At 71.9% G+C, this 19,031-nt stretch carries 16 protein-coding genes and 1 pseudogene; 6 read left to right on the top strand and 11 right to left on the bottom strand.

Annotation, left to right across the window (positions count from 1 at the left end):
• Nucleotides 1-26 precede the first annotated feature (26 nt).
• The gene (locus tag QRO03_RS11165; protein ID WP_183419326.1) at nt 27-1,031 is read left to right on the top strand and encodes a sugar phosphate isomerase/epimerase family protein; all 1,005 of its coding nucleotides are present in this window, start codon (nt 27-29) and stop codon (nt 1,029-1,031) included.
• Between the two features lie 200 nt (nt 1,032-1,231).
• Here QRO03_RS11165 and QRO03_RS11170 read toward each other — a convergent pair whose 3' ends face one another.
• From QRO03_RS11170 to QRO03_RS11200, 7 genes are all read right to left on the bottom strand, one after another.
• On the bottom strand, nt 1,232-2,614 hold the full coding sequence (locus QRO03_RS11170) for an alkaline phosphatase family protein (protein WP_285137570.1): 1,383 nt from the start codon (nt 2,612-2,614) through the stop codon (nt 1,232-1,234).
• On the bottom strand, nt 2,611-3,870 hold the full coding sequence (gene eboE, locus QRO03_RS11175) for a metabolite traffic protein EboE (protein WP_285137571.1): 1,260 nt from the start codon (nt 3,868-3,870) through the stop codon (nt 2,611-2,613). Before eboE ends, QRO03_RS11170 begins: the two co-directional genes overlap by 4 nt.
• Entirely contained in the window at nt 3,870-4,799 is a 930-nt protein-coding gene (locus tag QRO03_RS11180) for a TatD family hydrolase (RefSeq protein WP_285137572.1), read from the bottom strand. The genes eboE and QRO03_RS11180 overlap by 1 nt, the downstream gene beginning before the upstream one ends.
• 1 nt (nt 4,800) lies before the next feature.
• A complete protein-coding gene (locus QRO03_RS11185) occupies nt 4,801-6,417 on the bottom strand; it encodes an EboA domain-containing protein (protein WP_285137573.1) in 1,617 nt (538 codons plus the stop codon).
• Nucleotides 6,414-7,280 (bottom strand): SCO3242 family prenyltransferase, encoded by an 867-nt coding sequence (locus QRO03_RS11190; protein WP_285137574.1) that lies wholly within the window; start codon nt 7,278-7,280, stop codon nt 6,414-6,416. The genes QRO03_RS11185 and QRO03_RS11190 overlap by 4 nt, the downstream gene beginning before the upstream one ends.
• Nucleotides 7,277-8,476 (bottom strand): inositol-3-phosphate synthase, encoded by a 1,200-nt coding sequence (locus QRO03_RS11195; protein WP_285137575.1) that lies wholly within the window; start codon nt 8,474-8,476, stop codon nt 7,277-7,279. Before QRO03_RS11195 ends, QRO03_RS11190 begins: the two co-directional genes overlap by 4 nt.
• A gap of 424 nt (nt 8,477-8,900) precedes the next feature.
• Nucleotides 8,901-9,767, bottom strand: a complete 867-nt coding sequence (locus tag QRO03_RS11200; RefSeq protein ID WP_285137576.1) for an alpha/beta fold hydrolase — start codon at nt 9,765-9,767, stop codon at nt 8,901-8,903.
• 154 nt (nt 9,768-9,921) lie between these two features.
• On the opposite strand from QRO03_RS11200, the gene QRO03_RS11205 reads away from it, so the two are divergent.
• The 3 genes from QRO03_RS11205 to QRO03_RS11215 all read left to right on the top strand — a co-directional run bounded on the left by QRO03_RS11205 (nt 9,922) and on the right by QRO03_RS11215 (nt 13,544).
• Nucleotides 9,922-10,383: a MarR family winged helix-turn-helix transcriptional regulator gene (locus QRO03_RS11205; RefSeq protein WP_285137577.1), complete on the top strand. Its 462-nt coding sequence runs from the start codon at nt 9,922-9,924 to the stop codon at nt 10,381-10,383.
• A gap of 8 nt (nt 10,384-10,391) precedes the next feature.
• The gene (locus QRO03_RS11210; protein WP_285137684.1) at nt 10,392-11,753 is read left to right on the top strand and encodes an MFS transporter; all 1,362 of its coding nucleotides are present in this window, start codon (nt 10,392-10,394) and stop codon (nt 11,751-11,753) included.
• Between the two features lie 180 nt (nt 11,754-11,933).
• The gene (locus QRO03_RS11215) at nt 11,934-13,544 is read left to right on the top strand and encodes a DHA2 family efflux MFS transporter permease subunit (RefSeq protein ID WP_285137578.1); all 1,611 of its coding nucleotides are present in this window, start codon (nt 11,934-11,936) and stop codon (nt 13,542-13,544) included.
• A 192-nt stretch (nt 13,545-13,736) separates the two neighbouring features.
• Here QRO03_RS11215 and QRO03_RS11220 read toward each other — a convergent pair whose 3' ends face one another.
• Nucleotides 13,737-14,777, bottom strand: coding sequence for an NADP-dependent oxidoreductase (locus QRO03_RS11220; protein ID WP_285137579.1), 1,041 nt, complete (start codon nt 14,775-14,777; stop codon nt 13,737-13,739).
• Between the two features lie 88 nt (nt 14,778-14,865).
• Between QRO03_RS11220 and QRO03_RS11225 the strand changes: the two genes are divergently transcribed.
• Nucleotides 14,866-15,492 carry a TetR/AcrR family transcriptional regulator gene (locus tag QRO03_RS11225; RefSeq protein WP_285137580.1) on the top strand — a complete coding sequence of 209 codons (627 nt, stop codon included), beginning with the start codon at nt 14,866-14,868 and terminating at the stop codon, nt 15,490-15,492.
• Nucleotides 15,493-15,524: 32 nt separating this feature from the next.
• Here the strand turns inward: QRO03_RS11225 and QRO03_RS11230 are convergent, their stop codons facing one another.
• The gene (locus QRO03_RS11230) at nt 15,525-16,238 is read right to left on the bottom strand and encodes an SDR family oxidoreductase (protein ID WP_285137581.1); all 714 of its coding nucleotides are present in this window, start codon (nt 16,236-16,238) and stop codon (nt 15,525-15,527) included.
• Between the two features lie 89 nt (nt 16,239-16,327).
• A pseudogene (locus tag QRO03_RS11235) lies at nt 16,328-17,406 on the bottom strand (alkene reductase).
• A gap of 165 nt (nt 17,407-17,571) precedes the next feature.
• Between QRO03_RS11235 and QRO03_RS11240 the strand changes: the two are divergent.
• The gene (locus tag QRO03_RS11240) at nt 17,572-18,174 is read left to right on the top strand and encodes a TetR/AcrR family transcriptional regulator (RefSeq protein ID WP_285137582.1); all 603 of its coding nucleotides are present in this window, start codon (nt 17,572-17,574) and stop codon (nt 18,172-18,174) included.
• A 42-nt stretch (nt 18,175-18,216) separates the two neighbouring features.
• Here the strand turns inward: QRO03_RS11240 and QRO03_RS11245 are convergent, their stop codons facing one another.
• Entirely contained in the window at nt 18,217-19,014 is a 798-nt protein-coding gene (locus QRO03_RS11245; RefSeq protein WP_285137583.1) for a strictosidine synthase, read from the bottom strand.
• Between the last annotated feature and the right edge of the window lie 17 nt (nt 19,015-19,031).

The following is a 19,031-nucleotide window of genomic DNA, read 5'->3' on the forward strand; positions in this document are numbered from 1 at the left end:
ACCCGCCCGACGAGAGGACTTCCGCGATGACGCGACCGATCACGCTGTTCACCGGCCAGTGGGCCGACCTGCCCTTCGACGAGGTCGCGCGCCTCGCCGGCGAATGGGGCTACGACGGCCTCGAGATCGCCTGCTGGGGCGACCACCTCGACCCCTGGCGCTGGGACGACGAGGCCTACGTGCAGGGCAAGCTCGACGTGCTCGAGCGCAACGGCCTGAAGGTGTGGACCATCTCCAACCACCTCAAGGGCCAGGTCGTCTGCGACGACCCCATCGACCAGCGCCATCGCGACATCGTGTCGGACCGCGTGTGGGGCGACGGCGACCCCGAGGGCGTGCGCCAGCGCGCCGCCGAAGAACTGAAGAACACCGCGCGCCTGGCATCCAAGCTGGGGGTGAAGACCGTCACAGGCTTCACCGGTTCGAGCATCTGGAAGTACGTCGCGATGTTCCCGCCCGCCACCGAGGAGATGGTGGATGCCGGCTACCAGGACTTCGCGGACCGGTGGAATCCCATCCTCGACGTGTTCGACGAGGTCGGCGTGCGCTTCGCGCACGAGGTGCACCCGTCGGAGATCGCCTACGACTACTGGACGACGAAGCGGGCACTGGAGGCCATCGGGCACCGCGAGGCGTTCGGGCTGAACTGGGACCCCTCGCACATGGTGTGGCAGGACATCGACCCCGTCGCGTTCCTCTGGGACTTCCAGGACAAGATCTTCCACGTGCACTGCAAGGACACCAAGAAGCGCCTCACCAACGGGCGCAACGGCCGCCTGTCGTCGCACCTGCCGTGGGCGGATCCCCGCCGCGGGTGGGACTTCATCTCCACCGGTCACGGCGACGTGCCGTGGGAGGACGCGTTCCGCATGCTGAACGCCATCGGCTACGACGGTCCGTTGTCGGTCGAGTGGGAGGATGCGGGGATGGACCGCCTGGTCGGAGCGCCCGAGGCGCTCGGATTCGTGCGGAAGCTGTCGACGTACGAGCCCTCCGGGGCGGCGTTCGACGCGGCGTTCAGTCAGCGCTGAACGGGGGGCTGCGGAAGCGAGCCACGGAAGGGCCGGGTGCGTGGGGCACCCGGCCCTTCTGTCTGCCCGGCGTCCGGGAGCGGCCGCGCGCCGAACGGCTGAGACCGTACAGGCCGCCGCCGCCCGAACACTGCTCTCGGCGCGCGGCAAGGCGGGCTCGATCCCGAGACTCCTGCGTTGCGTTCCGCCGCGAGTGCGCGTCAGACGCCGAGCCCGCGCAGCACCAGATCGCGCACGCCGGCCGCGGGCACCGCCTCGACGTCGGGGAGCAGCCCCGGGTCGCTGGTCACCACCATCGGCGCATCCTGGCGCGACGAGGGCAGGCGGCCGTGGGTGCCGCGCACGCAGGAGGGATCGAGCGGCACGGTGCTCATCGCGTAGCGCAGCCCCACCTTCTTCTTCACCAGGTTCACGCCGGCCTTCGCCTTGGCCAGTCGGTCGGCGGGGTCGAAGAACAGCTCGGCGGGGTCGTACCCGGGCTTGCGGTGGATGTCGACACCGCGGGCGTACTCGGGCGCGCGGTCGTCGTCGAGCCAGAAGTAGTAGGTGAACCACGCCCCGGGCTCGGCCACCACCACGAGGTCGCCGGAGCGCTCGTGGTCGAGGCCGTACCGGGCCTGAGCCTCGCGGTCGAGCACCTCGTCGACGCCGTCGAGCGCGGACAGCAGTCCGGCCACGCGCCGCAGGTCGGCGGCATCCGGGACGTAGACGTGGGCCACCTGATGGTCGGCGACGGCGAACGCGCGCGAGGTCCACGGGTCGAGCTGCTCGCGGCCGTCCTGCACGTAGACCTCGAGCAACCCCTCCCGCCGCAGCGCCCGGTTGACGTCGACCGGGCGCGACGCCTGCTCGATGCCGTACTCCGACACCGCGACGACCGTGTAGCCGCGGTCGAGGGCGTCGCCGAGCAGCGGCGCGATGGTGTCGTCGAGCTCGCGGGCGGCGCGCTCGGCCTCGGCGCCGTTCGGCCCGAAACGCTGCAGGTCGTAGTCGAGGTGCGGCAGGTACGCCATCGCGAGGTCGGGCGCGGGGCCCCACCGCTCGGTGATCATGCCGCGCGTCGCCTCGGCGAGCCAGGCGCTGCTGCGGATGGTCGCGGTCGGCCCCCAGTACTGGAAGAGCGGGAACTCCCCCAGCGCGCCCACGAGCTGGTCGTGGAGGGCCGCGGGGCGCACGTAGGCGTCGGGGCTCTTGCGTCCGTCGGCGTGATAGACCGGGCGCGGGGTGACGGTGACATCGGTCGTCGCGCCCATCGCGAACCACCAGCCGAGATTGGCGGTGCGCAGCTCCGGACGCGCGCGGCGCGCGGTCTCCCACACTTTCTCTCCCGCGACGAGCTTGTTGTGCTGGCGCCACAGCAGCGGGTCGCCGAGTCCGCGGAAGTACCAGCCGTTGCCGACGATGCCGTGCTCGCGCGGCGCGAGACCGGTGAGCATCGTCGACTGCACGCTGCACGTGACGGCGGGAAGGATCGTGTCGAGCCCCGTCTGACCGCCCTGGCGCCCGAGGGCGCTCAGGCCCGGCATCGCCGCGAGGGCCCGCGGGGTGAGCCCCACGATGTCGAGGAGGAGGACTTTGCTCATGCGCGGCTCCCGCCGTCGATTGCGGTGCGTGCACCCGGCTGCCGTGCCGAGATCACACGATCGTGTCGAGGCGACGCGTTGTGCGCGCGCCCGAGGGTGTGCTCTCGAGCCGAACGTGTGCTCTCGGGCGCCTCCGGCAGCGCGTGCGACAGGTGTTCGCGCACCCAGCGCAGCTCGGCGGCGATGCCGTCGACGAGCGACGCGGGCTGGAGCGACGCGGGCAGCACCGACCACGTGTAGGTCTCGACGTCGAGGTGCGCGTCGTCGCCGCCCGGGGCCGCCATCACGGCGTCGACGGCCGCGACCAGCACCTCGGTCGTTGCGCGCAGGGGCGCGGCCGGCCGGGCGTGCAGGGGGATGTGCACGTGCACCCGCCACGGCTGATCCGCCGGCCAGGACGCCCGCGCGTCGAGGACCTCGGGCAGGTCGTCTGCGGCGTGCGTGCCGCGCGCGGAGCGCACCTGGTGCACGTACCGCTCCTCGGCGAAGGGACGGAGCACCGCGACCGAGCGCGGGTCGGCGGGGTCGGGCACTTCGAGGGCCACCGACGCCTGCACCTTCACGACGCGCACGCCCGCGGCCGTCGCGGCGGCGACGACGGTGGCGGGGTCCGCGAACGACACGGCGAGGTGGCAGGTGTCGAGACACAGACCCAACCGGCCGTCGGCGATGAGCGCGGGTCGCGCGGCGAGCCACGCCACGACGTCGGCGACGTCGTCGAGGATGCAGCCCGGCTCGGGCTCGATACCCACGCGCACGGTGCGGCCGGTCTCGCGCTGGAGGGTGGCGAGACCCTCGACCAGGCGGGCGAGGTTCTCTTCCGCGGCGCGGGAGGCCGCGGCATCCCACCCCTCCCGCCAGCCCAGCGGCAGGGTCGAGATGCTGCCCTCGGCACCCTCGGGCAGCAGAGCCGCCAGCGCCCGGGCGCAGTCGAGCGTGTAGGTGAGACGCTCGGCCGTGGTCCAGTCGGGCCGGTACACCGCGAGCTTGACGACGTCGTCGTGGAATCCGCGGTACGGGAAGGCGTTCACGGTGCGCAGTTCGAGGCCGTTGCGCTCGAGGGCGTCGGCGAGCGTCTCACGAGCCGCCGGGTCGCCGGCGAGGACGGATGCCACGCCCACCGGCATCCACAGGCCCACACCGAGCCGGTCGAGACCGGCTTCTCGGCGTACGGGACCGGCGTGCTCGTCGAGCTGGCGGACGATGCCGGCGAGGTCTTCGGCGGGGTGGACGTTCGTGCAATAAGAGAGGTGCATCAGGCTCCCTGGCGCGCGGGGCTCTCGTCCGCGACGGCCCGCGAGGGCGCCGGGGTGCGCGAGGCCATGCCGCGCAGCACGGAGTTGCCCTCGAAGAGGTCGGGCCCCTGGCTCGCCGGGGCGAAGCCCTCGATCGGATCGGTGTTCACGCGGCCGCTCTGCGCGTAGAAGTCACGGGGGTTGCGCCACAGGATGCGGTCGACGTCGTCGTCGCTGAAGCCCGCGTCGAGCATGGCCAGGCCCGTCTTCGCCGTCTTCAACGGGTCGGAGCGTCCCCAGTCGGCGGCGGAGTTGACGATCACCCGGTCGAGGCCGATGCGCTGCATGATCGCGACCACGCGCTGCTCGTCCATCTTGGTGTCGGGGTAGATCGAGAAACCCATCCACGCGCCGCTGTCGGCGACGGCGTCCACGCACGTCTCGTTGAGGTGGTCGACGAGCACGTACTCCATCGGGATGCCGGACTCGGCGACCACGTCGAGCGTGCGCTGCGTGCCGACGGCCTTGTCGCGGTGCGGGGTGTGCACGAGGACGGGCAGCTCGAACTCCATCCCGAGCGTGAGGTGCTGGCTCAGGATCTCATCCTCTTCGGGGGTCATCGAGTCGTAGCCGGTCTCGCCGACCGCGACGACGCCGTCCTTCGCGAGGTAGTGGGGCAGCTCGGCCATCACCTCGCGGCAGCGGGGGTCGTTCGCCTCCTTCGGGTTCAGGGCGATCGTGCAGTGGTGACGGATGCCGAACTGCGCCGCGCGGAACCTCTCCCACCCGATCAGCGTGTCGAAGTAGTCCAGGAACGACCCGACGCTCGTGCGCGGCTGCCCGAGCCAGAACGCCGGTTCGACCAGGGCGCGCACGCCCGCGTCGTACATCGCCTCGTAGTCGTCGGTGGTGCGCGCCGTCATGTGGATGTGGGGATCGAAGATGCGCATGTCAGGCCCTTTCACGAGCGAGCAGGAGGGTGAGGTCATCGGGCACGGCTCGCCCGGCGGCGCGGCGCTCCTCGGCGAAGCGCGCGGCCATCGCGGCGAGCTCGTCGTCTGCGCGAGCGTCCAGCTCCGCCACGACGGAGAGGGGGATGCCGAGGAACACGCACTTCAGCACGCCGTGACGCCACGCGTGGTCGTCGAGGTGGGCCGCGGCGAAGGATCCGAGGGCGGCGGCGACGAGGCGGGTGTCGTTGGCGCGCAGCGCGTCGACGACCAGGTCGACGCCGGCGTCGCGCCACGCCGGGGCGGGAGCGGTGATCGCGTCCAGCCCCCGCAGCACCCCACGGCGCTCGGCGTCGTCGCCGCGTCGGTACAGAGATGCCGCGACGGCGGGGTCGGCACCGCCGTCGGCGAGGGCGGCGACGATCGCGGCGCGCGCCACGTCGTCGGCGGTCGGCGCGAACGGTTCCGCCGAGAGAGGTTCGCGTCCCACCTCGCGACCGGCCGAGGCGAACAGGCGTGCGGCGCGGGTGGCATCCGTCCGCACGGCGGCGACGGCATCCCGCGTCCACGGGTGGGGGTCGCGGGCGTGGTCGGCGCAGGGCGAGGGATCAGCGGAGGATGACGCGGGCGCGGCGGATCCTCCGCTGCTCCCCGGTCCTCCGCTCGCCGCGGGGGCGGCGCCGCGGGAGGAGATCCCCGCGGCGGAGGATGCCACGGCCTCGGTCAGTCCTCCCGTCACCGGATCCCCGCCGCCCGCCGGCCCCGCTACCGCACCGGCCCGCTCCGCCGCGGCGGCGAGCGCCGCCATGCTCTCGCGCGCGAGGGCCGGGGCCGCGTGCGCGTGCCGGGGCAGTTCGACGGCGACGACGCCGCGGTAGTCGATCTCGCGGAGCGCGGCGAGGGCGGCATCCAGGTCGAGGACTCCTTCGCCGAAGGGGAGGTGTTCGTGCGCGTGCGGGAGCATGTCGTCGGCCTGCACGTTGCGGAGAAGGGCGCCCGCAGCCCGCAGCGCGCCGACCACTCCATCGGGTTCGACGACGACGCAGTGCCCCAGGTCGACGGTGACCCCGAGGATGGCGGGGTGCCCGATGCGGGCGCGCACGGCCAGGGCGTCGGCGACGGTCTCGACGACCATGCCGGGCTCGGGCTCCAGCGCGAGCGTGACGCCGGCCGCGGCGGCCACGGCGGTGAGCTCGAGCAGGCGTTCGTCGAGCAGCACGCGTGCGGCGTCGATCAAGACGTCGTCGGGCAGGACGCCGCTCCACAGCGACACGCATTCCGCGTCGAGGATCGCGGCGATCTCGATCGCGCGGCGGAGGAACACCATGCGCGGTTCGGCATTGCGGTCGACGAGCGTCGGACGGTGCTTGCGCACCGGATCGAGCAGGTAGCGGGTGCCGGTCTCGACGACGACGCGCATGCCCCGGCGGCGGAGGTCGGCGGCCTGCGCCTCGGCCTGGGCGCGCCAGTCGGGGGCGAAGGGGTCGAGGTGCGGGTGACCGAGGGTGAGGGCGACGGCGGTGTACCCCTCGCCCTGCATCACATCCAGCGCCGCCGGCAGCGGGTGATCGGTGAAACCGTTGGTGCCGTATCCCCAGCTCCAGGGCACGTCGTTCATGTGATGTCTCCTCGGGAGCGGCGGCGCCCGAGGGCGAGGCCGACAGCCTCGACGCCGAGCAGCGCGAGGGTGGCGATCGTCGACCCGGCGCGGGCGGCCAGGGCGGCCTGCAGCGGCACGACGGCGCGGATGCCCGCGCGGGTCGCCGTCCGCGCGTTCGCCGCGTCGGGGTCTCGGGCGACGGCGAGGTGTCCCGGCAGCACGGCGGCGAGGTACCGCGCGCCGCCGAGGGCGGCGGCCGCCGGGTCGCCCGGGCCCGCGAGACCGGATGCCGCGACGGCGGCGCTGACGGCCACCGCGGCGCGTCCGGTGGTCCGGGTCGACCCCTCGACCTCGCCGCGCGAGACGGCGGTGACGGCGACGGTATGGGCCGCGACGGCTCCGGCCGGCAGGAGCGCGCGACGCCACCCCGGGCCGGCGGCGCCCATCATCACGTCGAGTCCGCGGCAGGCGGCCATCACGACCGGGCCCGCGGCCGTGGGCTTGAAGACGAGGTCGTAGGCCCACAGCGCGCCCGCGAGTGCGAGCGACACCACACCGGAACGACGGCCGGCGACGAACGCCGCGCCGACGCCGACCGTCGTGAGCCCGATGCCGGCGGCGAGCGCCCGCGACCGCGTGATGCGCCCCGACGGGATGGGGCGTTCCGGTCGTTCGACGGCGTCGAGGTCGGCATCCGCCCAGTCGTTCAGGGCCATGCCGGCGCTGTAGAGGCACACCGACGACACCGCGAGGACACCCGCGCGCACCACCCCGTCGCCGCCCGGGCCGCGCGCGCTGAGGGCGCCGACGAGCGCATCGCCCAGGACGGTCAGCGACGCGGGGGCGCGGACGAGGTCGAGGTAGTCCGCGACCCGCGTCACGGTGCGGCGACCCGCGCCGCCGCCACGGCGGCCGCCGTCTCGTGCACCCACGCGACGAACAGCGCCGTCTGCTCGCCGAAGCCGTGCACGTCGCTGCCCCACGGGTCTTTGAAGAAGCAGCCGAGGGCGGGGACCACGCCGGCGTGACCGGCGCGGGTGGCCAGCGACAGCGATCGCACGAGGTCGATCACGAGGGGCGCGGCGAGCGCCGAGTCGTACGCGCTCCACGTGGTCTGCAGGGTGACGCGGCTGCCGAGGAAACCGGTCGCGCTGACGTGGTCCCACGCGGTCTTGACGTCGCCGAGGTCGGGCACGTTGTCGATGTGCAGGGGGGCGACGACGTCGTCGCCGACGAGGGCGTGCAGCCCGCGGTTCTTCGACACGAGCTTGGAGCGCACGGCCTCCGGGTCGGCCAGGGTGGCGCCGTCGCCGCCGCCGAGCAGGTTCGTCCCCGCCCAGGACTGCACGCGGAACCCGCGCGCGGCGAACATCGGCGCGAGCACCGTGCGCAGCAGCGTCTCGCCCGTCTTGCCGTCCTGTCCGGCGTAGGCGATGCCCGCACGCTCCGCCCGGGCGCGCAGCACGGGGAGGTGGAGGGATGCCGAGGGGGTGAAGGCGGCGTAGGCGGCACCGGCCGCGATGGCGGCGAGGGCGGCGCGGGAGCTGGGCGGGAGCACGCGCACGCCCGGGGTGGTGAGGGCGGTCTGCAGCACCTCGTCGTCTTCGAAACCGGGGTGGTAGGGCGGCAGGGGTTCGGTGGACGAGACGTCGATCACGACGACGTCGCGCAGGTTGTGACGCTCGCGGAAGTCGACGATGTCGGCGGCGAGGAGGTCGATCTCCTCCTGCTGCGTGGTGGTGAGCGTGGGCACCGCGCGGAGGTTCTCCTCCGTGGCACGGAGCCGCTCGCGCACGGCGTCCACGAGGGCCGCGGGGAACATCCCCCCGGCGGCGAGGTGCTCGGCCCGCTCCTCCAGCGGCGTCGTGGCGATGTCGTGGCCGCCGATGACGATGTCGGAGACGGCCGGGAACTCCGAGACGCGCACGGCGTCGGTCTCGGTGGTGAGGCCGACCGGCGAGGCTGCTCCGAGCGCGAGGGCGTGGATGCCGATCGTCGCCGTCGTGGCGAGCGATCCTCGTGCGCCGATGAACCAGGCGCCGACGCCGGCGGTGGGGGTGGAGTCGGAAGTGTTCACGCGGGATCCGTTCTTCGTTGAGGGACGTGACGATCCGGGCGCGCGCGATCGACCGGTCCGGGGACCGGGAGAGGGACACGCTCCAGGGGGATGGCGGGCGGTTCGGGTGTGCGGGGCGGGACTCGTCATCGAGGTGTCCCGGCCCTCCCGACAGTACCCAGGCTTTTGCGGGATAGCAACCAAAAGGTGTAGCCACTAGGCGCAATAAGTGCGCGCTCGCCGGGCGTGTCCGTGACAGCCGACGAAGAGCGCCCTCTAGCGGACATGGCCGCTTCCGGGTCTCGCCCGCGCGCTCCCGCCCCCTCATGCTGGACACATCGCCCGGGGCGCATCACCGCCTCCGACGATTCCACCGATGGGGGGAGAGGGGCCGGGCGCCGTGAAGGCCCTCGTCCCCTCTCAGACGGCTCCGGTTCCGGCGCGTTCAGTCCGCCGACGACGCCGGGGTGTCGGCGGGCAGCCGCGCATCGAGCCACGCGAGCAGATCGGCACGCACGTCGGCCTGCTGCACCTCGGCGAAGATCTCGTGCCGGGCCCCGGGGTAGACCCGCACCGAGACGTCGGTCAGGCCGGATCGCCCGCGGTAGGCGTCGGCGAGCCGATGGACGCTCCGGGGACCACCGACGGTGTCGTCGCGTCCCACCATGAGCAGCACCGGCACGTCACGGCCGAGATCCCGTCGCGGACGACCGAACAGCTTCGCCGCCTCGATGGGCCCGAACAGCCGCAGCAGCGGCACCGACGTGGTGAGCGGGTCGTCGACGAAGTCGCGACCCACCTGCTCGTCGCTCGATAGCCACTCCATCCCCGACCCGCGCAGATGCTTCCACGGACCGTTCAGGTCTCCGGCGTTCAGGAAGCCGGGCCGGCGCAGGGCGGTGCCGCTCAGCACGACGGCGTCGAAGGCCTCGGGATGCCGGTCGAGCAGCATCTGCGCCAGGAACGACCCCCACGAGTGGCCCAGGAGCACGAGGGGGAGGTCGGGGTGCGCGTCGCGGATGCGCTGCGTCAGCGTCCAGACGGCGTCGCGGGCGGCTCCCAGCCCCCCGGGTCCGAGGTGGCCGAGCTTGCTGCGGTCGCCGCCCCACTGGCGGAGGCCCGTGCGGCCGTGGCCGCGGTGGTCGTCGGCGTACACGGTGTAGCCGGCGGCGACGAGCGCCTCGATCAGGGCGGCGTACCGACCCGCGTGCTCCCCCACCCCGTGCAACAGCTGCACCACCGCGCGCGGCTCGGCCGCGTCGTAGACGTCGTAGACGATCGGGATGCCGTAGGCGTCGACGTACTCGGGCATGGGCCGAGTGTACGACGGCGATCCGCCCGCGGTTCCGGAGTCCGCACCGCACGCAGAGCGCCGCCCGTCGACGCGTCCGGTCCGCGCGGGGTGGCGCGCAGCGCGGCATCCATTCCCTTAGCAGGACTAATGAGTTAGGCTAACGATCAGGAACATGAATGACAGCGTCGACGAATCCCCCCTCACCGACGATATTCCTGACCACAGCGCCGCAGCTTCCGAGTTGCGCATGGCGACGTTCCGACTGGCTCGCCGCCTCCGGGCGCAACGAGCCGTCGACACGATGAGCGACGGGCAGTTCGCCGTCCTCGCCGCGCTGACGGTGCACGGCGCGCACACGCTCGGCCAGCTGGCCGATCGTGAGCGCGTCACCGCGCCGTCGATGAACCGCACCGTCTCTCTTCTCGAAGAAGCCGGATACATCACCCGCATCCCGGATGCCGTCGACCGCCGCCGGGTGAGCATCGACCTCACCGACTACGGCCGCACGATCGTCGACGAGACCGTCCGGCGACGAGACGCCTTCCTCGAGGAGTCGCTCGCCGACCTGACCCCCGACGAGCGGGAGACGCTGGCCCGCGCGGCCCTGATCATGAGGAAGGTGGCCGACAGGTGAGCACATCGATGTTCCGGTCGCTGTCGATCTTCAACTACCGCGTCTGGTTCATCGGAGCGCTCGTCTCCAACGTCGGCGCCTGGATGCAGGCCACCGCCCAGAACTGGGTGGTGCTCACGCAGCTCACCGACAACGACGCCGCCGCGATGGGCGTCACGATGGCGCTGCAGTTCGCCCCGCCGCTCCTGCTGGTCGGCGTGACCGGGTGGGTGGCCGATCGCTTCGACCGTCGCAAGCTCATCATGTGCACGCAGGGCGCCCTCCTCGTGCTCGCCGTGAGCCTCGGCATCCTGCTGCTCACCGGAGCGATGACGCTCCCCCTCATGTACGGCTTCGCGCTGGCCCTCGGCGTGGTGACCGCGTTCGACAACCCCGCGCGGCAGGCCTTCGTGTCCGACCTCGTGTCGCAGGAGAACGCCTCCAACGCCGTGGCGTTGAACGCCGCGTCGTTCAACATGGCCCGACTCATCGGCCCGGCCGTCGCCGGCGTGATGATCGTGCTCGTGGGCACCGGGTGGGTCTTCCTCGTCAACGCCGTGACGTTCCTCGCGATGCTCGGCGCGCTGCTGATCATGCGGCCGCACGAGCTCGTCGCCCGCGCCCGACGCAACGGTCCCGCTCGCCTGGCCGACGGGTTCCGCTACGTCGCGCGGCGCCCCGACCTCGTCGTCATCTTCGTCATGGTGTTCCTCTTGGGCGCCTTCGGCATGAACTTCCCCATCTTCGCCTCCACGATGGCCCTCGAATTCGGCCGCGGCGCCGACGGCTTCGGCCTGCTCAGCTCGTTCGTCGCCATCGGCTCCCTCGCCGGAGCCCTCCTGGCCGCGCGTCGCGAGCGCGCCCGGATGCGGGTGGTCGTGGTGGGGACGGGCGGCTTCGCCGTGGCATCCGCCCTGTCGGTCTTCGCCCCCAGCTACGCGACGTACGCCGCGACGCTCGTTCTGACCGGCTTCTGCGTCGTGACGACGCTCACCACCGCGAACGGCTACGTGCAGACCACCACCGATCCGTCGCTGCGCGGCCGGGTGATCGCCCTCTACATGGCGATCCTGCTCGGCGGCACCCCCGTCGGCGCGCCGATCGTGGGTGCCGTGGCCACGGAGTTCGGGCCGCGCACGGCGATCGGACTGGCCGCCGCCGTCGCCCTCATCGCGTGCGGGATCGGCGTCTCGTGGACGCTGGCGTCGGGCCGCGTCCACCGCCACGAGACGAAGCGCTTCCGCCTCACGCTCGACGAGACGCGCCCCCTGCAGACGATCCCGGCGGAACCCGAGGACTTCAGCGACGAGATCGCCGGCACGACCGCGATTCCGCTGCCCCCGGGCGAGCGCGCCCCGCGCCCGGTGCACCGCCCGCGTCACAGCGGCTGACCGCCTCGCGCCCTCCCGGGGCGTGCGCGGCCCACTCCCCCGGGGTTCGGGGCGCGTTCCGCCGGTCGGGGCGGGGATCCCGCGCCCCGGAGTGCCGATCGCGCCCCGAAGCGCGTGCCGGACCGCTCCGCCCCGCGCGCACCCCTCGCATTCGCCCAACTAGCTAGATAAGCTAGCTACATGACCGGGAATCAGACGTCCCGCCGGTGGGCGGGACTCGTCTTCATCAGCATCGCCGTCTCGCTGATCATCGTCGACTCGACGATCGTCAACGTGGCCGTGCCCTCGATCGTCGAAGAGCTGAAGATCTCCTCGACCGAGGTGCAGTGGGTCCAAGAGGCCTACACCCTCGTCTTCGCGTCGTTCCTGCTCGTGTTCGGCAGTCTCGCCGATCGATTCGGGCGACGACGGTTGATGCTGCTGGGCGTCGTCATCTTCGCCGCCGCCTCGGTCGCAGCAGCCCTCGCCCCCACCGGAGGGCTGCTGATCCTCTCGCGGCTCGTGCAGGGCGTGGGCGGGGCGATGATCCTGCCGACGACGCTGTCGATCATCAACGCCACCTTCCGCGGGCGCGAGCGCGGCATCGCGTTCGCCGTCTGGGGCTCCACCATCGGCGGCATGGCCGCCGTCGGCCCCCTTCTCGGCGGCTGGCTGACCACCGCCTTCTCGTGGCGGTGGGCGTTCGGCATCAACATCCCGCTGGGCGTCGCCATCGTGATCGGCGTCCTGCTCACCGTCGCCGAGTCGCGCAGCGACCGCGTCGAGCGGATCGACGGCGTCGGCGCCCTCCTCTCGGTGCTCACGATGGCCCCGCTCGTCTTCGGGCTCATCGAAGGACGCACGTACGGATGGTGGACCGTCGCCACCGTCCCCGCCGTCGGACAGTGGACCTGGCCGTTCCCGCTGTCGCCCGTGCCGGTGGCGTTCGCGATGGCCCTGGTGGCCCTCGTCGCCTTCATCGCGTGGGGAGTGCGCCGCCAGCGCCGGGGACGCTCGACGCTGCTCGCCTTCGACCTCTTCCGCATCACGTCGTTCCGCAACGGCAACATCGCGGCCGCCGTCGTGTCGCTCGGCGAGTTCGGCATCATCCTCGCTCTGCCCCTGTGGCTGCAGTTCGTCGTCGGCTTCGACGCCCTGCAGACGGGTCTGCTCCTGCTCGCGCTCGCCATCGGCTCCTTCGTCGCGAGCGGTGTCGCCGGGGTGTTCAGCGGAAAGGTGGCACCGGTGTGGATCGTGCGCGGCGGCCTCCTCGCCGAGATCATCGGCGTCGCCGGCGTCGCCTTCACGATCGGACCGGATGCCACGTGGGGACCGCTCATCCCCTTCCTCTTCGTCTACGGACTCGGCGTGGGACTCGCCACCGCCCAGCTGACCGGTGTCGTCCTGGCCGACGTCCCGCCCTCCGCGAGCGGTCAGGCCTCCGGCACGCAATCGACCTCGCGCCAGTTGGGTGCGGCCCTCGGCGTCGCGATCCTCGGCACCGTGCTCTTCTCGACCACCGCGGGAGTGTTGGCATCCACCCTCGACGACCGCGGGATCCCCGCCGCCGAGCGCGACCAGGTGGTCTCACAGGTCGTCGACAGCGCGGGCGCGGCGATCGCCGGCCTCGCCGCCTCGCCCGAGACGCAGGATCTGGCGATCAACGCCCGCGCGGCCTTCAGCGACGGCACGCGCGCCGCGGCCTTCACCGCGGCGGCCTTCCTGACGCTCGGTCTCGCCTCGACACTGACACTCGGCGCGGGCGCGTCGCGGCGCGAGCAGCAGTCGACGGCCGACGCCCCGACCGGCTGAGGTGCGGCGGGCACCGATCGACGCGACAGAGGGAACGACACGGACGGCACGACGAAACCCCCGTCGATCTCCGGTCGAGCGGAGGGACGGGGGTCTCGTCGTGTCGGCATGGCGAAGGGTGCGCGCCTCGTCGACGGCGCGCGGCCGCGCGGCGGCGGCTGATGCCCGCGAGCTGCAGGTGGGCGCGCGACGTCAGAGCCGGACGAGCATCTTGCCGATGTTCTCACCGCGCATCATCGCCGAGTAGGCCTCGAGGGTGTTCTCGAATCCGTCGACCACCGTCTCGCGGGAGCGCAGCGCGCCCGTGGCGAGCCATCCCGCCGCCTCCTGAAGGAACTGCGGCTGCAGGTCCATCTCCTCGGTCACCATGAAGGTCAGCAGCGCCGAGCGCGTGACGGCGAGGTTCCAGATGTTGCGCGGGCCGACGACCGGCTGGCCGTTGTACTGCGACACCATGCCGGAGAGGACGATCCGCGCGTGGATGTTCAAGGCGCCGATGGCCGCTTCCAGCGCTTCACCTCCCACGTTGTCGAAGAACACGTCGATGCCCTCCGGCGCCAGCTCGGCGAGGCTGTCGGCGATGGGGCGCGTCTTGTAGTTGAAGGCCGCGTCGAAGCCGAACTCCTCGACCAGCTGGGCGACCTTCTCGTCCGACCCCGCGCTGCCGATGACCCTGGCCGCTCCCTTCAGCTTCGCGATCTGGCCCACGACCGATCCCACGGCCCCGGCCGCGCCGGAGACGTAGACGGTCTCGCCCCCCGTCAGCTTCGCGAAGCGCTCGATGCCGATGTAGGCGGTCACGCCCGGCACGCCCAGCACGCCGAGGTAGGCCGACAGGGGGGCGAGCCGCGGGTCCACTTTGTACACCGTCGCCGCGTCGAGGACCGCGTGCTCGCGCCAGCCGAGACCGTGGAAGACGTGGTCGCCCACGGAGTACCCGTCCACCCGGGACGCGATGACCCGGCCGACCGCGGGGCCGTCCAGCGGCGCCCCCACCTCGTAGGGCTCGATGTAGGACTTCTTGTCGCTCATCCGACCGCGCATGTAGGGGTCGACCGACAGGTACTCGTTCTCGACGAGGATCTCGCCCTCGGCGAGCTCGGCGAGCGGGACCGTGTCGATCACGACGTTCTCGGCCGTCGGCTCGCCGACGGGCCGGCTCGCCAGGTGCCACGCGCGCGTGGTGACGGGGAGATCGGTGGTCGGCGTCGAGGTGGGGTCGTTCAGTGTCATGGCTTCTCCAAGGGTGGAAACTGATCGGTTTCCATCACCGTAAACCGATCGGTTTCCATTCGCAAGCCGGAGGCGTAGATTGGGGGACATGACTCCCCCGGCCGCCCCTTCCCCCGCAGCAGCGCCCCCGACGAGCGAGGCGCCCTCGACGCGCGAACGACTCCTGGACGCGGCGGCGCTGCTGTTCTATACCGTGGGTGTGCACGTGGGCGTGGACGCCCTGTGCCAGGCGGCGGGGGTGTCGAAGAAGTCCATGTATCAGCTCTTCGGCAGCAAGGACGAGCTGCTGGCGGCGGCACTGCGGCGCAGCATCCCCGGCTTCTTGGCGAAGCTCATTCCCGAGAACGCCGACTCCCTGTCGGGATCCGAGCGCATCATGTCGCTCTTCGAGCGCGTGGAGGGGCTCGTGGCGGACCCCGACTTCCGGGGCTGCGCGTACGTCTCCGTCGCCACCGGCATCAAGGCCCCCGACCACCCCGCGCGACAGGTCGTCCTCGATTTCCACGACACGCTGACGGAGTACTTCCGCGCCGCGGCGGAAGACGCCGGCGCAGCCGATCCGCTGCTGCTCGCCCACCAGCTCACGATGATCTACGACGGCGTCGGGACCCGCGCCGTCGTCCACGGCGGACCGACGCCCGGCCTCGCCGTGGAGACGGCGCGGACGATGCTGAAGACCGCCGGAGCGCGAGCGCACGACGCCGCCGACGCCTGACGGGGCTCCTCCGCTCGCCCCGGCACCCGCTCCTACCCCCGGGCGGCGAGCTCCGGGTAGACGGCCTCGAGAGGCGCCGACAATCCGGCCTTGAGCTGCACCGAGGTGCCGTCGGCGAGCACCTCGTGGCCCCCGGCCTCGAGCGTGTCCAGCACCTGGCCGACGAGGTCGACGGGGTCGAGCTTGGGCCCCTCCGCACCGGCCGCCATGGCGGTGTCGACGTATCCGACGTGCACACCGACGACGTGGACCCCCGCCGGCAGCAGCTCGAGGCGCAGCGAGTTCGTCGCCGACCACAGTGCCGCCTTGCTGGCCGAATAGATGCCCGCACGGGCGTACCAGGCGAGAGCGGAGTGGATGTCGACGATCGCGGTGTCACCGCCCTTCGCCGTGAGCGTCGGCGCGAAGGCGCGGGCGAGGAAGAGCGGCCCGAAGAAGTTCGTCTCCATGGTCGCGCGGATCTCGTCATCGGAGTGACTCAGGATGCCGGGGGTCGGCGTCGAGGTACCGGCGTTGTTGATGAGCACGGTGACGTCCGGCGCCTGCTGGACGGCGGCGCGGATGGACGCCGCATCGGTGATGTCGAGCGCGAGCGGGACGATGCGCTCGTCGCCCCAGTCGCGGGGGGTGCGGGCGGTGGCGTAGACCTTGGCCGCGCCGCGGGCGAGGGCTTCGCGCACGAAATGGCCGCCGATACCGCCGTTCGCGCCGGTGACGAGGACCACGGCGCCGTTGAGGGAAGTCATGAGTGAAGGGCTCCTGAAGAGATGATGCGGACGAGGGGGGTGCGCCCGGGGCGGACGTCGGGTCCGCCCGCCCCGGGCACATCGATGGGTCAGACGGAGGCGAGGGTCGGGTAGTCGACGTACCCGTGAGCGCCGCCGACGTACAGCGTCGAGGGGTCGAGGTCGTTCAGCGGCGCGTCGGTGCGGAGCCGCTCGACGATGTCGGGGTTGGCCAGCGCGAAGCGCCCGAGCGGGGCGATATCGGCCAGGCCGCTGTCGATGTCGGCGGCGATGCCCTCGCGTTCGCGCCCGTACCGGACCACGAGCACGGCGGTGGGCCAGACCTCGCGGAAGGAGGCGAGCAGCTCGTCGTCGCCGAGGTGGTGAACGTGGAGGTAGACGAGGTTGAGTTTTGCGAGCTCGCCCACCAGGTACCGGTACTGCGCGCGCACGGCCGCGGTGTCGCCCTCGTCGAGCCCTCCGAGGGGGAAGGCCGGCGAGATGCGGATGCCCGTGCGATCGGCGCCGATCTCGTCGGCGACGGCGCGGGCCACCTCGATGACGAACCGGGCCCGGTTCTCGATCGAGCCGCCGTACTCGTCGGTGCGGTGGTTGCGTTGGGGGCGAGGAACTGGTGCAGCAGATATCCGTTGGCGGCGTGGAGTTCCACTCCGTCGGCTCCCGCGGCGATGGCGGAGGCGGCGGCGTGGCGGAACTCGCCGATCACGTCCTGGATGTCGGCGACCGACAGTTCACGCGGCACCGTCGTCTTCTGCGGACCCTGGGGGGTGTACATGTCCTGCTCGGCGGAGATCGCCGACGGCGCGACCGGCTGACGATGGTGCGGGGTGTTGTCGGGGTGGGAGATCCTGCCGACGTGCATGAGCTGGATGAAGAGGTGCCCGCCGTTCTCGTGCACGGCATCCGCGATCTCACGCCATCCCGCGATCTGGTCGGGCGTGTAGATGCCGGGGGTGTTCATGTAGCCTTGCCCGTCGCCGGACGGCTGGGTCCCCTCGGTGATCAGCAGACCGAGCGACGCGCGCTGAGCGTAGTACTCCGCCGCGAGCCCACCCGGCGTGCCATCCGCGTTCGCGCGGTTGCGCGTCATCGGCGCCAGCGCGAGACGGTGCGACAGCGCGATCCCGCCGAGGGTGAAGGGCTGCCAGAGAGAGGTGGGAGAGTTCATGTGGGTGACATTCCTTTGCATGGAGGGTGTGTCGCGGTGGCGGCTCGCACGATGGGCGAGCCGTGACGCGGCCTCGGGTGGATCAGCGCGAAGGGTGTCGGGTTCCCGTCGCACTGACTACACTCAAAACTGAGCATAGTCAGAATCTATTCCCGAAGGATGTCCATGTCAGTCGCCAACGAAACGCCGGGGCGTCGCGAGCGCAACAAGCAGGCGAAGCTCGAGCGCATCACCGCGGTCGCCACCGAGCTGTTCGCGACGCACAGCGTCGACGAGGTCACCACGCAGCAGATCGCCGACGCGGCCGACATCGGCGCCGGCACGCTCTTCCTCTACGCCAAGACGAAGGGGGAGCTCCTGCTCCTGGCACAGAACGCCCTGTACGAGGTGGCCCTGGAGCGCGGGCTGGCTGCGAGCGCGGCGGCCCCCTCGGCACTCGCCGCCCTCATGGCGCTCGTCGAGCCCGTCGTCCGCTGCAACCGCGCGCAGATAGACAACGGACGCGCCTACCTTCGCGAGATGGTGTTCGGCGATCCCACCGAGCCCCACCACGCCGCGGCGCTGGCCATCGTCGGGCGAACGGAGGCCGCCGCGGCGGCCCTCCTCGTGAGACACCTGCGACTCGACCTCGTCGAGGCGCAGGCCCTGGCGAGCGTGGTCTCCGCGGTCCTGTTCCTGACCATGTCCCGCAGCGACCAGGTCGACAGCAGCGTCGAGCAGCTGCTCACCGACGTCCGAACCCAGCTCGCCGCCGCGCTTCCCCGGTGACCGGAGAGGGGGAACCTCTGCGAAGCTCCCCTTCTCCGTCGTTCAGCTTTCGGCGTGAGGCAGGATCCGGCTGTCGCGCACGTAGGTGAGGGCCTCGACGACGTCGTACGCGTGGATCGCGGACACGTGCGGAGCCAGCAGGTCGCCGAGTTGCGGCGCGTACTCGGCGTAGAACGCGTCGCGCGCCGCATCGTCGACGAAGCCCAGGATCAGCGAGGCGTGCAGGTGCTGGTCGGCGGGATTGTCGTGAGCCACGTTCGGGGTGTCCCAGGTCTTCTCACTCCACGGGAGGAAGACCTGGGTGCGCAGCTCGGTGAGCGAACCGACGGCGATGAGCGCCGGGGTGAGCGTCTTCTTGACGAATCGGTGGAAGGCGACCGTCCCCTCCTCCTCACCTCTGCGCAGGTAGATGAGGGCCCGCGAACCGGTCTTCCGCCCCGGTGCGACGTCGTACCATCGCGACGTTCCCGGAGGACCGGCGTGCAGCAGGGTGCGGCGGAAGATGTTCACCTCGTCCTCGAACGCCAGCGCGGTCTGCTTGCGGCCGGCCAGGGGCGAGAGGACGTTCTCGAAGGTGACCTCGGCGATGCCGTCGATGCGGCGATCCTCCGGGATCGCGGCCTCGATGCCCGGCGCGGACGGCCAGCGGCCGGGATTATGGGCGTCGAGATGGATCTGCCGATACTCCAGCAGTCCGGGAGTCGCCGCGATGATGCCCGAGTGCGGTCCCTTCCATCGATCCATCCCCTCCTGCCGCGGCTTGTCGGATCGCATCCAGAGCAGGATCGATGAGGTGAAGTGGGTGGACACACCCGGCTTGTCGTTCGTGCTGTCGGCCATGGCTTCTCCTGTGGGGA

This window comes from Microbacterium sp. lyk4-40-TSB-66 (assembly GCF_030209475.1).
In the GTDB taxonomy this organism is placed as follows: Bacteria; Actinomycetota; Actinomycetes; order Actinomycetales; family Microbacteriaceae; genus Microbacterium.

Coding starts and splice junctions, on each gene's coding strand:
- QRO03_RS11165 (WP_183419326.1), top strand. CDS start 27: ATGACGCGACCGATCACGCTGTTCACCGGCCAGTGGGCCGACCTGCCC.
- QRO03_RS11170 (WP_285137570.1), bottom strand. CDS start 2,614: ATGAGCAAAGTCCTCCTCCTCGACATCGTGGGGCTCACCCCGCGGGCC.
- eboE (WP_285137571.1), bottom strand. CDS start 3,870: ATGCACCTCTCTTATTGCACGAACGTCCACCCCGCCGAAGACCTCGCC.
- QRO03_RS11180 (WP_285137572.1), bottom strand. CDS start 4,799: ATGCGCATCTTCGATCCCCACATCCACATGACGGCGCGCACCACCGAC.
- QRO03_RS11185 (WP_285137573.1), bottom strand. CDS start 6,417: ATGAACGACGTGCCCTGGAGCTGGGGATACGGCACCAACGGTTTCACC.
- QRO03_RS11200 (WP_285137576.1), bottom strand. CDS start 9,767: ATGCCCGAGTACGTCGACGCCTACGGCATCCCGATCGTCTACGACGTC.
- QRO03_RS11205 (WP_285137577.1), top strand. CDS start 9,922: ATGAATGACAGCGTCGACGAATCCCCCCTCACCGACGATATTCCTGAC.
- QRO03_RS11210 (WP_285137684.1), top strand. CDS start 10,392: ATGTTCCGGTCGCTGTCGATCTTCAACTACCGCGTCTGGTTCATCGGA.
- QRO03_RS11215 (WP_285137578.1), top strand. CDS start 11,934: ATGACCGGGAATCAGACGTCCCGCCGGTGGGCGGGACTCGTCTTCATC.
- QRO03_RS11220 (WP_285137579.1), bottom strand. CDS start 14,777: ATGACACTGAACGACCCCACCTCGACGCCGACCACCGATCTCCCCGTC.
- QRO03_RS11225 (WP_285137580.1), top strand. CDS start 14,866: ATGACTCCCCCGGCCGCCCCTTCCCCCGCAGCAGCGCCCCCGACGAGC.
- QRO03_RS11230 (WP_285137581.1), bottom strand. CDS start 16,238: ATGACTTCCCTCAACGGCGCCGTGGTCCTCGTCACCGGCGCGAACGGC.
- QRO03_RS11240 (WP_285137582.1), top strand. CDS start 17,572: ATGTCAGTCGCCAACGAAACGCCGGGGCGTCGCGAGCGCAACAAGCAG.
- QRO03_RS11245 (WP_285137583.1), bottom strand. CDS start 19,014: ATGGCCGACAGCACGAACGACAAGCCGGGTGTGTCCACCCACTTCACC.